At 68.1% G+C, this 13,578-nt stretch carries 13 protein-coding genes and 1 pseudogene; 8 read left to right on the top strand and 6 right to left on the bottom strand.

Annotated elements, in window-relative coordinates; genetic code table 11:
• Positions 1–136: 136 nt before the first annotated feature.
• A complete protein-coding gene (locus tag Ari01nite_RS03580; RefSeq protein ID WP_203779239.1) occupies positions 137–2,326 on the top strand; it encodes a carbohydrate-binding module family 20 domain-containing protein in 2,190 nt (729 codons plus the stop codon).
• A gap of 96 nt (positions 2,327–2,422) precedes the next feature.
• Positions 2,423–3,478: a LacI family DNA-binding transcriptional regulator gene (locus Ari01nite_RS03575; protein ID WP_203779232.1), complete on the top strand. Its 1,056-nt coding sequence runs from the start codon at positions 2,423–2,425 to the stop codon at positions 3,476–3,478.
• Here Ari01nite_RS03575 and Ari01nite_RS03570 read toward each other — a convergent pair.
• Positions 3,475–4,578: an alpha/beta fold hydrolase gene (locus Ari01nite_RS03570; RefSeq protein WP_203779230.1), complete on the bottom strand. Its 1,104-nt coding sequence runs from the start codon at positions 4,576–4,578 to the stop codon at positions 3,475–3,477. The genes Ari01nite_RS03575 and Ari01nite_RS03570 overlap by 4 nt on opposite strands.
• A 1,051-nt stretch (positions 4,579–5,629) precedes the next feature.
• Between Ari01nite_RS03570 and Ari01nite_RS03565 the strand changes: the two genes are divergently transcribed.
• On the top strand, positions 5,630–6,181 hold the full coding sequence (locus tag Ari01nite_RS03565) for a GNAT family N-acetyltransferase (protein ID WP_203779228.1): 552 nt from the start codon (positions 5,630–5,632) through the stop codon (positions 6,179–6,181).
• Between the two features lie 14 nt (positions 6,182–6,195).
• Here the strand turns inward: Ari01nite_RS03565 and Ari01nite_RS03560 are convergent, their stop codons facing one another.
• The 3 genes from Ari01nite_RS03560 to Ari01nite_RS03550 form a co-directional block, all read right to left on the bottom strand.
• A complete protein-coding gene (locus Ari01nite_RS03560) occupies positions 6,196–6,810 on the bottom strand; it encodes a GNAT family N-acetyltransferase (RefSeq protein WP_203779221.1) in 615 nt (204 codons plus the stop codon).
• A 48-nt stretch (positions 6,811–6,858) separates the two neighbouring features.
• Positions 6,859–8,391 carry an APC family permease gene (locus Ari01nite_RS03555; RefSeq protein ID WP_307837743.1) on the bottom strand — a complete coding sequence of 511 codons (1,533 nt, stop codon included), beginning with the start codon at positions 8,389–8,391 and terminating at the stop codon, positions 6,859–6,861.
• 65 nt (positions 8,392–8,456) lie between these two features.
• Positions 8,457–9,095 (bottom strand): GOLPH3/VPS74 family protein, encoded by a 639-nt coding sequence (locus Ari01nite_RS03550; RefSeq protein WP_203779218.1) that lies wholly within the window; start codon positions 9,093–9,095, stop codon positions 8,457–8,459.
• Positions 9,096–9,252: 157 nt separating this feature from the next.
• On the opposite strand from Ari01nite_RS03550, the pseudogene Ari01nite_RS51650 reads away from it, so the two are divergent.
• The 4 genes and pseudogenes from Ari01nite_RS51650 to Ari01nite_RS03535 form a co-directional block, all read left to right on the top strand.
• Positions 9,253–9,519 (top strand): annotated as a pseudogene (locus Ari01nite_RS51650) (helix-turn-helix domain-containing protein); the annotation flags it as partial.
• Positions 9,502–10,191: a DUF5753 domain-containing protein gene (locus Ari01nite_RS03545; RefSeq protein ID WP_438872122.1), complete on the top strand. Its 690-nt coding sequence runs from the start codon at positions 9,502–9,504 to the stop codon at positions 10,189–10,191. The pseudogene Ari01nite_RS51650 and the gene Ari01nite_RS03545, both read left to right, overlap by 18 nt.
• Positions 10,192–10,230: 39 nt before the next feature.
• Entirely contained in the window at positions 10,231–10,446 is a 216-nt protein-coding gene (locus Ari01nite_RS03540) for a DUF397 domain-containing protein (RefSeq protein WP_203779385.1), read from the top strand.
• A 218-nt stretch (positions 10,447–10,664) separates the two neighbouring features.
• The gene (locus tag Ari01nite_RS03535) at positions 10,665–11,696 is read left to right on the top strand and encodes a LysR family transcriptional regulator (protein ID WP_203779216.1); all 1,032 of its coding nucleotides are present in this window, start codon (positions 10,665–10,667) and stop codon (positions 11,694–11,696) included.
• Between the two features lie 12 nt (positions 11,697–11,708).
• On the opposite strand, the gene Ari01nite_RS03530 is transcribed toward Ari01nite_RS03535, so the two are convergent.
• The gene (locus tag Ari01nite_RS03530) at positions 11,709–12,350 is read right to left on the bottom strand and encodes an HNH endonuclease family protein (RefSeq protein WP_203779215.1); all 642 of its coding nucleotides are present in this window, start codon (positions 12,348–12,350) and stop codon (positions 11,709–11,711) included.
• A gap of 178 nt (positions 12,351–12,528) precedes the next feature.
• Here Ari01nite_RS03530 and Ari01nite_RS03525 point away from each other — a divergent pair, with 178 nt between their 5' ends.
• Positions 12,529–12,951 (top strand): hypothetical protein, encoded by a 423-nt coding sequence (locus tag Ari01nite_RS03525; RefSeq protein ID WP_203779214.1) that lies wholly within the window; start codon positions 12,529–12,531, stop codon positions 12,949–12,951.
• 13 nt (positions 12,952–12,964) lie between these two features.
• On the opposite strand, the gene Ari01nite_RS03520 is transcribed toward Ari01nite_RS03525, so the two are convergent.
• A complete protein-coding gene (locus Ari01nite_RS03520; protein WP_239162448.1) occupies positions 12,965–13,483 on the bottom strand; it encodes a CAP domain-containing protein in 519 nt (172 codons plus the stop codon).
• Positions 13,484–13,578 lie beyond the last annotated feature (95 nt).

Raw genomic sequence — 13,578 nt, 5'->3', positions numbered from 1 at the left:
CGCTATGACCAGGCGTCCTCCACAGCGGAACGGCGAGGGCTGCAAGACTTTTCAGCAAGTCATTGACGTATTTGAAACCTTCGAGCATTCTCGTCGTAACGTCCTCCTCCCCGGCCCCGACCCCCCGAGGAACCCCATGAAGCGAACTCTTCGCGCCGCCGGCGCGGCCGTGATCCTTGCGGCCGGCGGTGTGATCGCGTACGCCGGACAGACGTCCACCGCCAATGCCGCCGTCGCCCTCAACAACAGCGACGTGGCGGCCAACCTGTGGAACTGGAACTGGAACTCGGTCGCGAAGGCCTGCACCGAACAGCTCGGCCCGGCCGGCTACGGCGCGGTCCAGGTGGCCCCGCCGGCCGAGTCGGTCAGCCTCGCCACCAGCGACAGCGGCGCGCACCCCTGGTGGGAGGTCTACCAGCCGGTCTCGTACGGGCTGACCAGCCGGCTCGGCAACCGGGCCCAGTTCGGCGCCATGGTCACCGCCTGCCACAACGCCGGCGTCCGGGTCTACGTGGACGCGGTGATCAACCACATGGCCGGCGCGAACAACACGCTGACCACCACCTACGGCGGTTCCACCTTCAACCCGCGCGGCTACACCTATCCCGCGGTGCCGTACGGCTACGACGACTTCCACCACCCGAACGACGGCTATTGCGCCGACGACGACGGGGTGATCGACGACTGGAACAACGTCGCCGAGGTGCAGAACTGTGAGCTGCTCTCGCTGTCCGACCTGAAGACGCAGAGCGGCACGGTGCGCTCCAAGATCGCCGCCTACCTCAACGACCTGATCGGCCTGGGCGTCGACGGCTTCCGGGTGGACGCCGCCAAGCACGTGGCCAAGGCGGACTTCGCGGCCATCCTGAGCCAGCTCAACCCGACCACGGCCGAGGGCAGGGCGCCGTACATCGCCCAGGAGATCTTCACCGGCGCGTCGAACAGCGAGTTGCAGCCGGCCGCGTTCACCGCCAACGGCGACGTGCTCGGTTTCTCGTACGCGATGGGCTTGAAGAACCAGTTCAACAACGGGACCCTGAGCCAGCTCGCCAACGTCGGGTCGTGGGGCCTCGACGCGACCAGCGCGCAGACCGCCGCCATGGTCACCAACCACGACCTGGAGCGGGACGGCACCACCCTGCGCTACCAGGACGGCACCCGGTACACGCTGGCCAACTACTTCCTGCTGGCCCACCCGTACGGCCAGCCGTTCGTCTATGACGGCTTCACCTTCAACACGTCGAGCACCGGCCAGTCCCCGCCGGCCACTTCCAGCGGCTTCGTCAGCGACACGAACTGCACCAACGGCGCCTGGCAGTGCATCACCCAGTCGACCGGGGTCAAGGGCATGGTCGGCTGGCGCAACGCCACCGCCTCGGCCACCACGGTCTCCGACTTCACCGCGACCGCGCAGAACGTGATCGGCTTCCGTCGCGGCTCGCTGGGCTGGATCGGGATCAACGGCTCGGGCAGCGCGTCCACCGCGACCTACCCGACCGGCCTCGCGAACGGCACCTACTGCGACGTGATCACCGGCGGCGCCACCAGCACCGGCTGCGCCGGCACCTCGATCACCGTGACCGGCGGCTCGGCCTCGGTGACCATCCCGGCGAACAGCGCGGTCGCGATCCACGTCAACGCGAAGTCCGGCGGCGGCACCACGACCCCGCCGACCACCCCGCCGACCACCGGCCCGACCACCCCGCCCACCACTCCGCCGACGTCGAATCCCGCGGGTGTCGCGGTCACCTTCAACGTGAACGCGACCACCACCCTCGGCACCGACGTCTTCGTGGTCGGCAACGCCGCGGCCCTCGGCAACTGGAACCCGGCCGCCGCCGTCCCGCTGTCGGCGAGCGGCTACCCGGTCTGGTCCGGCACGGTGAACCTGCCGGCCGGCACCGCGCTCGAGTACAAGTACATAAAGAAGGACGCGGCCGGCAACGTCACCTGGGAGACCAACGCCAACCGGACGGCCACCGTCGGCACCAGCCCGCTGACCTTCAACAACACCTGGAACGTCGCCAGTGCGGGCGCCACCTCGGTCACCTTCAACGTCACCGCGACAACCACCGCCGGCACCAACGTGTACGTGGTCGGCTCGATCCCGGAGCTGGGCAACTGGGCCCCGGCGTCGGCCGTCTCGCTCTCGTCCGCCGGCTACCCCACCTGGAGCCGCGCGGTCACCGTGCCGCAGAACACCTCATTCCAGTACAAGTACATCAAGAAGGATGCCGCCGGGAACGTCACCTGGGAGTCCGGCAGCAACCGCTCCTACAGCACCGGAACGGCAACGACATACTCCGCTAACGACACCTGGCGCTAGGCGATACCATGCCGGTCGTGGCGGGAGTCGCCACGACCGGCGTGGCCTGCGGCGCAGCGAAGCGCATCGGCATTAATGAAGGGTTACAGTGACCGCATGCGTGCACGTCTCTCGGACATTGCCCGGCAGGCGGGCGTCAGCGAGGCAACTGTGTCGCGCGTCCTCAACGACCGTCCCGGCGTCTCTGCGGAAACCCGCCAGGCGGTCCTGACCGCGCTGGACGTCCTCGGCTACGAGCGTCCCGAGCGGCTGCACAAGCGCAGCGCGGGCCTGGTCGGGCTGATCGTCCCCGAGCTGGAAAACCCGATCTTCCCGGCGTTCGCCCAGATCATCGAGTCGGCCCTGGCCCAGACCGGGTTCACCCCGGTGCTGTGCACCCAGACCCCGGGCGGCGTGACCGAGGACGAATACCTCGAGATGCTCCTCGACCGTCAGGTCAGCGGCATCGTCTTCGTGGCCGGTCTGCACGCCGACACCACCGCCGACCACGAGCGCTACCACCGGCTGGTCAACCGCCCGCTGCCGATAGTGCTGATCAACGGGTACGCCGAGGGCATCGTGGCCCCGTTCATCTCGTGCGACGACAAGCAGGCCGCCGAGTCGGCGGTGGCCCACCTGGCCGCTCTCGGCCATGAGCGGATCGGCTTCATCTCCGGCCCGGAGCGTTTCCGGGCCGTGCAGCGCAAGCTCGAGGGTTTTCACGGTGCGATGCGCCGGCACGTGCCCAGCTACGACTACCGCAACCCGAACTCCCTGGTGGCGCTCACGCTGTTCGGGGTCGAGGGCGGCGAGGTCGCGGCCGGCCAGCTGCTCGACCGCGACGCCACCGCCCTGGTGTGCGGCTCCGACCTGATGGCCCTCGGTGCGATAAGGGCCGCCCACCGCCGCGGGCTGACGGTCCCGCGCGACCTGTCCGTGGTCGGCTTCGACGACTCCCCGCTGATCGCCTTCACCGACCCGCCGCTGACCACGCTTCGCCAGCCGGTGGCCGCCATGGGCAACGCGGCGGTCCGCGCCCTGGTCGACGAGATCAACGGTCACGCCGCCCCCCGCTCCGAGTATGTCTTTCCGGCCGAGCTGGTGGTCCGCGGCTCCACGGCGGCCGCGCCCACCCATCGCCTCACGAAACCCACCCCGGTGCCGGCGGCCTAGACGAACCGGGCCGCAATCCAGTCGGCCACCAGAACGGTCGTGTCCGTCACCGCGGAATCGTGGGTGCCGCCGGGCACCGTCACGTACTCGACCGGCGGCGCGTAGGGCTCCAGTTGCTCCGCCACCAGATAGTCGGTCACGAACGCGGGGACCGCGGCGTCGTCGGTGCCCTGCACGACCAGCATCGGGGCGCTCGGCGAGGTCTGCGCCGGATTGTCGTTTCGCGCGAGCTTCGCGACCACGGGCGCCGGCAGCGCGCCGCCGATCAGCAGCTGCTCGGCGGTGAGGTTCTGGTATGCGGCCAGGATCTCGTTGAGGCAGCCGGTGGTGAGCACCGCGCTCTTGGCCCGGGCCGGCGGCGCCAGCACGGTGTTCGGGTTGAAGGTCGGCTCCACGGCGGCCAGCCCGTACAGGCCCATCACCAGGTAACCCTGCCCGGGGGTGCCCGGAATGATCGGCGCCAGCATGTCGACGTTCGAGACCGGCGCGATCGACGCGGTGCCGCGCAGCACCAGGTTGCCGTCGTACGACGGGGCCAGCTGGCTGGCGAACAGCGCGCCCTGACCGCCCTGCGAGTGGCCGTCGATGGCGTACTGGGTGGACAGCGCCGGGTCGAGGTTGCGCGCGGCCCGGACGCTGTCGATGATCGACCGCCCCTCGCTGTTGCCCACCAGGTACGGGTGCGCCTGCGGGGTGCCCAACCCGGGATAGTCGGGCGCCGCCACGGTCCAGCCGCGTTTCAGCAGCTCCTCGACGGCGTCCTGGGCCTCGGGCCAGAAGACGTTCTGGTTGGTCGACGGTGCGCAGCGGTCGGCGAGGCCGGTCGTGCCGTGCGCCCAGACGACAACCCGGTTCTGCTTGCCGGTCTTCGGGGTGAGGACCAGGCCCGTGGCGGTGATGGTGATGCCGTCGGCGTTGGTGGAGACGTACTGGACCCGTCTGCCGGTGGCCCTGGCACCCAGCTGTGGTGGCAGCGCCGCGCTGCTGGAGGAGAGGACCGATCCCGGCGCCACGGCGGCAGACGCGGGGGTACCGGGTGCCAGGGCGATCCCGCTGGAGATCAGGACGACGGCCGACAGGAGTCTCAGGACAGCTTTCATGATTGCCTCGAATTCGGTGGTGAGAAGATCGGAACCGGCTTGGCGTATGGAGCATTCCGGCCGTCGCACCCCGGTCTCAAGTACACAGATGCGTAGTCCTTCGAGTACTAGCTTCTAAGGCATGGTCACCATGCGGTCCGAAAATGGGATATCAAAGCCATGATCGGCTATGCCTTGTCGGTCCCTTTCCCGGCGCATTAGTCGCGCTTTTCCGGCCCGGTTCCGGCACCCTTTCCGAGCCCGTCCCGATGGCGTTCCGTTGCGCCGTGTCGATGTCCGTTCTGCACGCCGACGCCGTGACCACTTGTTTTACCTACAGTGACCGGTTCAGCTGCCCCGCTGCGTGACGGGTCCGAACGTGCGCGATTTACATCAGGATCGATCACCAATGCGCGGCGGCGACCTGCCCCGGCCACGCGTCGCTGTCCGATTTAGACAAGTGCCTCGGCGACCCGTGCCGTCCATCATCGACTGGCATGTGACCTCGGCGGAGCTGGCTCCGGGGCGCCGTCCGGCGAGCCGGTCTGCCCGATTGGGGTACCACGCGGGTGGCCGCAGAGGAGCAGGGCGCGCGTCGGCGTAGTGCACCGAACTGACCGTGGCGTCGGGCGGCGCGGCCGTCACCAGCGGGTGGCGACTGTCCACGGTGGTCGGGACGCTGTAGAGCACGACCGGCCGGAGCACCAAAAGTCCTGGTCAGGGGTCTGTGTGGCGCGCACGCCATCGAGGAATGGTAGTGTGCGGGCGGCGGAAAAGAGGCCGCCGGCCGCTTGTGGCGGCCGGCGTGAGGTGCTCAGGGTCTTGCTGCGGAAGGTCTGCCCGCCGTTGATCAACAGCTGGCGGTTTGCGCGCCTGGAATTAACCGGCGCTTTGCAACTTGCACAGTTCGCGGGCACGGTTCAACGGCCCGCCGACGATTTGGCACATTCAATCGGCGGACACGCATTGTGTTCGTGGCGTCACTGTTCGTACTCTGTCAGTCAATAGATCATTGATCAGTGTGAGTGCGAGCAAGCGGGCCTGCCTACCAGCGTCCGCGGGGGAGCAAAGCATGCTTATCAAAGTCGTCGACCAGATCATCGATGAAGATCTGCACGGTGCTGCCTGGAAGCTCTACCAGGACGCGTTCGAAGAGCTCAACACGCTCGCGGTTCAACGGCACATGATGTACACGTCGGAGTTCGACGAGGTCATGCGGGACTCCCGCGTGAGTAAGTACCTCGCCCTCGCCGACGACGGCACCCTCTGCGGGGTTGCCACGTACACCAATGATCTCGATGCGGTTCCGTTGATCGCGCCGAAGTACTTCGAACGCCACTGGCCAGAGCACTACGCAGCCCGCAAGATCTGGTACATCGGCTTCGTTGCCGTCAGCCCGGAACACCAGGGACGCGAAGCTTTCGCGCAACTGGTCGAGCAGATGTACCTGGTGGCCTCGACGCAGAACGGCCTCGTCGGCCTGGACATCTGCACCTACAACGACGATGTCCGCCACATGTCCCGGATCTTCCGGCTCATGGTGAGCCGGCTACACGGGAACATGCAGTTCAGCCGGATCGACCAGCAGTCGTACTGGCTTTACGAGTTTCCGTCCGCGGCGTAGCGGTCTGGTCGGCATCAGGTCATAGGCGACCTCCACATCGACCACAACGGCGGTCCGTCGGGTAGCTCGATCACGGACCGGACCCGGTATCCGTGTCGCAGGTAGAGGTCGCGGTTGCGCGGATCATTCGCCTCGAGGTAGGCGGGTAGGCCGGCCGCGTCGAGACGCGCGTGGTGCCGGTCGAGAAGGGCGCTGCCCAGGCCCCGGCCTTGCAGATCGGGTCGGACGGCCAGGAACGCGAGATAGTGGTGCGGCTCGAGGGGATGCTCGGCCTCGAGAGCCGCGTCCAGCTGGCACGCGCGGTCGAACGCGTCGCCGGCGATCTCCTTGAGGCGGCGCTCGTAATCGACCGGCGGCGGGATGACCGCGGTGAACGGGAACCACAGGGCGACACCGGTCAACCGGCCGGTGTCGCCCTCTGCCGTGGCGTACACCTCGCCGTGGCGCACCGCGTGCTCGGTGAAGATGGCGAAGTAGTCGGTGCTCTGCCGGTGCCGGATCGCCGGGTCGGGTTGCAACCAGCGAGCCACCGGGCCGTCCGACATGGCGGCGGCGACAAGGTCGGTGATCTCGCCGGTGTCGACCGGCGCCACATTGCGGATCACCAACTCCTGGATCGCGTACGTCATCGCCGTCCTCTCTGTTCGCGCTCGCGGTAGGCAGACCGGTGGTGCGGGTCAGTACGGATAACTTCGGGCGCCGACAGGATCGGCGTGGAGCGGCTTAGGGAAAGCCGAGTCCGACAGGATGCTCACCCGCCCATCGGCACCGCGGCCGATCGCGTGGTACACCTCGGGCCGGGCGGCCCGCATGATCAGTGCCCACAGGAATCCGAGCCCGGCCACCGCGAGGTACAGCACCGGGATGAGCCACTGGAACGGTGAGTTCCCGTCGACCTGCAGCAGCTCACCGAAGCCGATCACGGTGGCGGTCAGCACGACCGAGAGCAGCAGGAAGGACATGAAGGGGGCCAGGTACGCGCGCCAGATGTTCTCCCGGCGGCGGCCGCGGGCGAAGAAGCCGATCACGGCGGCCGACGTGGCCCACATGAGGATCAGCACGCCGAGGCCGCCGATCGTGGTCAGCCACGCGAAGACGAACACCAGCGGGTCGGCGCCGGACACCGCGTACGCGCTCAGCACGCCGATGGCCAGCACGCTCTGGGTGATCGAGCCGAGCAGCGGTGCACCGGTGCGTGGATGGGTGCGGCCCCAGGCGGCCGGCAACACGCCCTCGCGGCCGAGCGCGAACTGGTAGCGGGCCACGGCGGCGTGGAAGGCCAGCAGCGCGGCGAACACGCTGGTCAGGAACAGCAGGTAGCCGGCGTTCACGAGGAACTGCGGCAGGTGCGGGCCGACCAGGAAGAACACCAGGTCGGTCTGGTGCTCGGCGGCCATCGCCGCGATCCGGTCGGGTCCGGTGCTGACCGCCATCGCCCAGGCGGACAGGCCGCAGAGCAGGCCGGCCAGGATGACCGCCCAGTGGGTGGCCCGCGCGATGGTCCGCTTCGGGTCCTTCGCCTCCTCGGACAGCACCACGGTGGCCTCGAAGCCGACGAAGCCCGCGATGGCCAGCACCAGCAGCGTGCCGGCGATGGGCGTGAGCAGTGGCGCGGGGGAGAACGGTGTGAAGGTGAGGTTGCCGTCGGCCGGGTTGGTGACCATGACGAGGTCGTAGATCAGCACGATCAGGATCTCGGCTACCAGCAGCACGGCCAGGACCTTGCCGCTGAGGTCGACCCAGAGCAGGCCGAGGATGGTGACCACGACCCAGGCGCCGATCGCGCACACGTACCACGGGGTGATCACGCCGAACTCGGCGAGGATGCCGGACGCTGCCGAACCGAACAGTCCGAACAGGCCGATCTGCATGAGGGAGTACGCGGGCAGGGCCACGAAGGCGGCGCCCACGCCGATCACCCGGCCGAGACCGTGGCTGATGTACGAATAGAAGGCGCCCGAGTTCACGATGTGCCGGCTCATCGCCACGAAGCCCACCGTGAAGAGGGAGAGGATGCCGGCCACCGCAAGGTACGCGATCGGGACCGCGGTGCTCCCGATGATCGCGTAGATGGTGGTGATCGCTCCGATGATCACCGTGAGCGGGGCGGCGCCCGCCACTCCGAAGAACACCACGGACGGAACGCCCAGCCGGTTCTTGGCCAGTGCCCGTTCCACGATGTCCGGTTCGGCGGGCCCCTTCTGCGTCATCAACATCCTCCCGACTACCCACTGGTTTTCGCTGTTGCGTCGGAGATGGTGACGCCCGACGGCGCTCACCGTCGCCCGACGGTAAGAACCGAGCCGACCGAGGCCTCGGTGTATTCGATGAGGTCGCGCAGGTCACCGGGCAGCGCCCCGACCGCGCTCGGCAGCGACTGGAACGCCTGCCGGTGCATCTCGAAGTCGTAGAGCACGTGCCGGGTGAGGCCGGTGGCGGCAACCAGTCCGACCAGCACACGGTCACTGAGGCTGAGGTCGACGCCGCGGACCAGCAGGTTGGCCAGCCGGGCCGGGGCCCAGGCGGCGGCGTTGCGCTGTTCGGCGCTGTTGGGCATGTAGAGCGTCTCGGTAGAGAGCATGCGGCGCCGGGTGATCAGGTCGACCGCGCCCAGGCGTACCAGTCTCTCGCCCACCCGGACCTCGGCGTCCTGCGAGAGGAAGGCCAGCCAGGTGCGCACCTCGCGGTGCCGCGTCTGCGCGATCAGCAGGTCGAGGATGTCGTGTGCCAGGGCATCCGCCGGTGGATGCCGATCGAGGATGAGCAGATCGCCGTCGGCGATGCCGATGCGTCCTTCCAGGATCAGCTCGCCCAGCAGCGCTGCCGCCAGCCCGAGCCCGGTCGCCCGCGGATGTAGGCGGGATCGCCCGGTGCGGTCCTGGTGTGCGATCAGGAAGTACTGGTCAGCCAACACGCTGCCACGCCCCTTACAACCCAAGTGGACCCAAGTCTGATGATCACTGTCGGTACATGAAGTCATAACTCGATGTCCGGCGCATCATGTACCCAACATCAAGGTCAATGCAAGAAGTACTAGACTTCTTGTTCAGGGCTTGAGTCCAAGTTGGATCATGACCGGGTGGGTCGTAGTATCGGTGACCTCAGGACCAAGGGGAGTCCAGGTGTCGGTAGATGAGGGCCCCACGCTGCGCCGGCGCCGCCTGGGTGCGGAACTGAAGCGTTGCCGTGAGGGCGCGGGATTGACGCAGGAGAATGTCTCCCGCCATTTCGAGTGGCATGCTGCCAAGGTCACGAGGATCGAGACGGCGCGGGTTGCGGTGACCGCGCGCGACGTCCGCGACCTGCTCGATCTGTACCGGGTGGAGGATCAGGCCTATCGCGAGGCGCTGATCGAGCTGGCCCGCCTGTCCCGGGAACGCACCTGGTGGAGCGACTACCGGGACGTGATCCGGCCGGGCAACTTCGTCGGCCTGGAGGCCGGCGCGTCCGCCATGCACGCCTGGGAGCCCGTCATCGTGCCCGGTCTGCTGCAGACCGAGGCTTACATCCGGGCCCTCATGCGCACCGGCCGCGCCAACGATCCGCCGCACGAGATCGACCGCCGCGTGTCGCTGCGTCTCACCCGTCAGGGCCGGCTCACGGAACGGCGCCCGCTCGAACTCGCAGCAATCGTCGACGAATCGGTGATGCGACGCGTGATCGGTGGCGAGGAAGTGATGGCGGAACAGCTTCGCCATCTAATCGAAATGGCTCAACTACCGAATGTGACGTTGCAGATTCTGCCAGCCACTGCGGGCGAACACGCGTTCCTTGGTGGGCCGGTCGCTCTATTGGAGTTTCAGGGCGTAGACGCGCAGATGAACCGGGGGATATCCCGTCCCGAAACCACCCATCTGGATGTTGTATATCTTGAAGGTCTTGCGGGAGACTCTTACGAGGAGCAACCGGCCGAGGTTGCCCGATACCGGAGTGAGTTCGAGCGATTGAGCGCAAAGGCGCTCGACCATCGCATGACAATCAAGATGATCGAGAGCCTGCTGGTCGCGTAGGGCTCCGAGACAATCGCATATTGAAGGGGGGTGCCAGAGTTGCTCTCGCACCATCTCAACGACGCTGCCTGGCGGAAGGCCAGTCGCAGCAACGGCAACGGCGGGAACAACTGTGTCGAGGTTGCGTTCCTCGACACAGGTGTTGCTGTCCGCGACAGCAAGAACCGGTCTGGCCCGGCTCTCATGTTCACGCAGGCGGAGTGGACCGCCTTCGTGGACTCTGCCAAGGATGGCGAGTTCGACATCGTTTCCTGACACGAGAGCCTACCGATAGGCACGCACCGATGGGAAGTGCTTACGCAAAGTCAACTTCTCGGGTGAACGCCTAGCGGAAGCTGCAACGCCCCGCACGGGGCGTTGCAGCGCGGGCACGCATAGCTTTCACATCTCCGCCCGTGAATGGGTGGCCTCAGATGGCCGAAATTAACATGAAAAAGCTTTCGGAGCGGCTCGGGCGACTCTAGGTTCCAGATGTGGAGCTGGAGTTGCGCCATCTTCGTATGGTCCTCGCCATTGCCGAGGCCGGCAGCGTTACGAAAGCTGCGGCCGCGCTCGGCCTTGCCCAGCCGGCATTGACCACCCAACTCCAGCGCATCGAACGGATTCTCGGCGGTGCGCTGTTCACCCGCGATCGGCGGGGCGTCGTCCCGACGCCACTCGGCGATCTCGTGCTGGCCCGGGCCCGGGTGTTGATCCCGGCGGTGAGCGGGCTGCACGACGACGCCAGCGAGCTGATCACCGCGGGCGCCGACGTCCGCTACCGGGTCGGCGCCACCAACGGGCCGATCGTGGCCGGACTGGTCCGGCGGCTCGCCGACGCCCATCCCGGCGGCCCGGTGAGCATCCAGTCCACCTGGTCGGAGAACGAGGTCGCCCAGTTGGTGCAGGACGGCCGCCTCGACTACGCGGTGGTCGGCGCCTGCTCGACCTCGACCCCGGGCCAGGCCACCGGGCTGGCCTGGCAACCCATCTCGGTGGACGCCGTCTGGGTGCTGCTGAACGAGCGACATCCGCTGGCCGGCCGGGACGAGGTCGGCCTGGCCGAACTGGCCGAGGAGCAGTGGATCACCGCACCCGGCGACGGCTGCTTCCACGAATGCTTCGCGGCCGCCTGCGCGCGGGCCGGCTTCGCGCCGCGCACCCCTACCGAGATCGACGCGAGCAGCGCCTTCGACATGGTGGCCGGCGGCACCGCGGTGGCGCTGTGCCAGGGGATGGTGCGGTCGGTGCCGGGTGCCGTGGCGGTACCGCTACTCGGCGTGCCGCTGCGCTGGCGGCACCTGCTGGGCTGGGATCCCGACGGTCCGGCGGCCCGGCAGGCCGCCGAGTTGTACGGGTACGCCGTGGAGGCGTACCTGGAAGTGCTCGGACAGCGGCCGCGCTATGCCCGCTGGCTCAGCGGGCGCCCGGACCTCGGCGTGCAGAAGGTGGTGTCGCTCTTTCCACCTCCCGGGATGCCAGGCCGCCCCGGCCGGACCGGCCGGGGCGACCCGATGATCGCTTAGCCCGATGATCGCTCAGCAGGTGCCGAGCATCGTGCTGAGCGCGGACTTCTCGACGCTCGTCACGGTGAGGGACCAGACGTACTTCACCCGCACCCACATCCGGGCGTAGGTGCAGTGGTAGCTGCTCACCGACGGCTTCCAGGAGTCCGGGGACTTGTCGCCCTTGGACTGGTTGACGTTGTCGGTGACCGCGATGAGCTGCGGGTTGGTCAGGTCGTTCGCGAAGGACTGCCGCTTCGAGGTGGTCCAGGCCCAGGCTCCGGAGATCCACGCGTTCTTCAGCGGCACCATGTGGTCGATGTCCACGTCGGAGGCGGCCGTCCAGGTGGCTCCGTCGTACGGGCTGTACCAGCGGCCCGAGGTGGAGGCGCAGGCCGAGTCGGTCACCACGCTGGTGCCGTCCCGCTTGAGCACCGTCTCGCGGGTGTTGCACGAACCGGACACAGTGGACCAGTGCGGGAACAGCTCGCGGTCGTAGGTGGTGGTGTGGGTCGACGCGGCGACGGTGAGCGCGGCGAGCTGGGTGCGGGCGGCGGAGGCGGTGGGGATGCCGGGCGGGGCGGCGTACGCCGGTGCGCCGAAGCCGAGCTGGAGCAGGCCGGTCAACAGGGCGACGACGAGCGCTGCGGACAGCAGGCGTGGACGTGACTTCACGGGGAACCTCCGAGTCGGGAGTCCGGCTGTAGCCAGAGTCTCGGGGTCCCGGATGATCCTTGCCCAATGCCAAAACACCTATAGATCGACGGCTATGGAACGAGAAGGTGGCGTCCGGTCCGGCGACCGGATTAGTAGGGTGACGAGTACTCGACCGGACTGACTGGGGCGGCCGACGATGCCGAATTTCCTTGCGCACCGCTTGTTCCGGGAACTGCGGTCGCTGCGCCTGCCGGTCGAGGACTACGTGATCGCGGGGAGCGGGCCGCTGTTCGCCCGGGCCTGGATCGACGATCCGACCGATCTGGACATCGTGGCCCGCGGCGCGGCCTGGCGGATCGCGGCGGAACTCGGGCCGATCGCGCCGGCCCGGTACACGTCCTCGCAGTGCGTCCAGCTGTTCGACGGCGATCTGGACATCTTCGACGACTGGTTTCCCGGCATGGGCACGGTGGACGAGCTCATCAAGGACGCGGACGTGATCGCCGGCCTGCGGTTCCTCGCGCTGGACGTGGTGGCCGCGACGAAAAAGATGATGGGGCGGCCACGGGACGTCGCGCATCTGGCTGCGATGCGCGCGCACGGCTATGCCGCCCCATGACCGCCCCGGTGGATCAGACGCGTCCGAAGTTCTGGGTCCAGTAGGGCGAGCCGCCGGCGTTGTACGCCACGCCCACGCCGACCGCGATGCTCGAGCAGTTCAGGATGTTGGCGCGGTGGCCCGAGCTGTTCATCCAGCCGTTCACCACGTCCTTCGCGGTGCGGTAACCCCAGGCGATGTTCTCGCCCGCGGCGCCGCGCTGCGGGTAGCCGGCGGCCACCGAGCGGGCCACGAAGTTGCTGCCGTTCGAGCCGGTGTGGCTGAAGAAGTTCCGGACCACCATGTCGGTGCTGTGCGCCCGGGCGGCCGCGGTGAGGCGGCTGTCGACCCGCAGGGCCTTGCAGCCCCGGGCGACCCGGTGCTCGTTGGTGAGCTTGACGACCTCTGCCTCGTACTGCGCCATGACCTCGGCAGTCGGCTTCTGCGGGGTGCGCGAGCCGGTCTGCGCCGCGAAGGCGGGCGAGGCGGCGAGCGCGGGCAGAACGGCGAGAGCGGCGGTGACGACGGCGCGGCGAACGAAGCGGTTCTTCAAGTGGTTCCCCCTGTTGGTCGGTGTCACCGATACCGATCGGGGCGGGCCGCCGGCTCGTGAGCGGGTGAACCGCTATGCACCGGACGGCGAACCGG

The sequence above is a fragment of the Paractinoplanes rishiriensis genome, from assembly GCF_016862375.1.
GTDB classification, from domain to species: Bacteria; Actinomycetota; Actinomycetes; order Mycobacteriales; family Micromonosporaceae; genus Actinoplanes; species Actinoplanes rishiriensis.
The sequence above is the reverse complement of the archived record's forward strand: the minus strand, read 5'-3'. Positions and strand labels throughout refer to the sequence as shown.

Bases quoted from the DNA above. Each gene is read 5' to 3' on its own strand.
- Ari01nite_RS03555 (WP_307837743.1), bottom strand. From the start codon at position 8,391: ATGACGCAGAAGGGGCCCGCCGAACCGGACATCGTGGAACGGGCACTG.
- Ari01nite_RS03565 (WP_203779228.1), top strand. From the start codon at position 5,630: ATGCTTATCAAAGTCGTCGACCAGATCATCGATGAAGATCTGCACGGT.
- Ari01nite_RS03525 (WP_203779214.1), top strand. From the start codon at position 12,529: ATGCCGAATTTCCTTGCGCACCGCTTGTTCCGGGAACTGCGGTCGCTG.
- Ari01nite_RS03560 (WP_203779221.1), bottom strand. From the start codon at position 6,810: ATGACGTACGCGATCCAGGAGTTGGTGATCCGCAATGTGGCGCCGGTC.
- Ari01nite_RS03575 (WP_203779232.1), top strand. From the start codon at position 2,423: ATGCGTGCACGTCTCTCGGACATTGCCCGGCAGGCGGGCGTCAGCGAG.
- Ari01nite_RS03580 (WP_203779239.1), top strand. From the start codon at position 137: ATGAAGCGAACTCTTCGCGCCGCCGGCGCGGCCGTGATCCTTGCGGCC.
- Ari01nite_RS03570 (WP_203779230.1), bottom strand. From the start codon at position 4,578: ATGAAAGCTGTCCTGAGACTCCTGTCGGCCGTCGTCCTGATCTCCAGC.